Annotated in this window: 2 protein-coding genes; one reads left to right on the top strand and one right to left on the bottom strand. The window is 64.2% G+C overall.

What is annotated here, in order from left to right; all coding sequences use genetic code 11:
• Positions 1–589, bottom strand: a 589-nt coding sequence (locus HX846_RS37320; protein ID WP_178967479.1) for an RraA family protein, incomplete at its 3' end; no start/stop codon positions are given.
• Between the two features lie 104 nt (positions 590–693).
• On the opposite strand from HX846_RS37320, the gene HX846_RS37325 reads away from it, so the two are divergent.
• Positions 694–1,013, top strand: a 320-nt coding sequence (locus HX846_RS37325; protein WP_178967480.1) for a LysR family transcriptional regulator, incomplete at its 3' end; no start/stop codon positions are given.

Raw genomic sequence — 1,013 nt, forward strand, 5'->3', positions numbered from 1 at the left:
CCTGCACCATGCCGTCCTGGCGGCGGGCAATGCGCTCGCCCAGGTCCAGGACCTTTTCGATCACCGCCTGGGGCACGAACACCGTGCCGCAGGTATCGGCAATCACGTAGTCGTCCTCGCTGACGCACACGCCAGCGACGCTGAGGGGCACGCCGGCGTCGAGCTGCACCACGCGGTTGCGCGCGCTGATCATGGTCACGCCGCGTCCGTACACCGGATAGCCGATGGCTTCGCTGCCGTCGATATCGCGGCTGAAACCATCAATCACCGTACCGCGTATATGTTTGCGCAACGCCGCGTTGGCGATGATGTCGCCCCAGCAGGAAATGCCCTCGATACCGCCGGCAATCACCAGCACCCGGTCGTCTGTCGCGACCTGTTCGATCACCGGCGTGATCAAATGCACGGTGGGGGCGATGTCAGATTTGGGGCCGAGCAGTACGGTACTGGCGCGGCCAATGATCTTCGGGCAGTTCCACAATGGGCGCAGGCCCACGGTGGCGCCGGGCAGGCCGAGGAAGTCGAGGGCGTCGGACACGGTGTTGGTGTCCAGTGCGGCCAGGCGGTCGAGCAAGTGGTCAGCGGTCATGGGCAAGCCTCGGGTGACGGAGGCGGCCAGTGTCAGGCAGTGCCTATGATAGGTATATTACGAAGTACAGAAGCCTTGCATACGCTTAACCTATGGATAAGACCATGATCAACTTTCGCCTGATTCGTCACCTCTGGTTGTTCCTGGCCGTGGCTGAAGAGCAGAACTTTGGCCGTGCGGCCAAGCGCCTCGGCATGTCCCAGCCACCGCTGAGCGAGCAGATCCAGGTGCTGGAGCAGGCGCTCAAGGTCAAGCTGTTCGACCGCTCCCGACGGGGGGCCAAGCTGACTCCGGTGGGCGCGGCGATCCTGCCGGCGGTGCGCAAGTTCGCCGAGCAGCTGGAGCGCCTGGAACTCGCCGTGGAAGAAGCGGTGGCGGGGCAGTCGGGGATGTTGACCATCGGCGCGATCTCCACGGCGATGTT

The organism is Pseudomonas sp. K5002 (assembly GCF_013386655.1).
In the GTDB taxonomy this organism is placed as follows: domain Bacteria; phylum Pseudomonadota; class Gammaproteobacteria; order Pseudomonadales; family Pseudomonadaceae; genus Aquipseudomonas.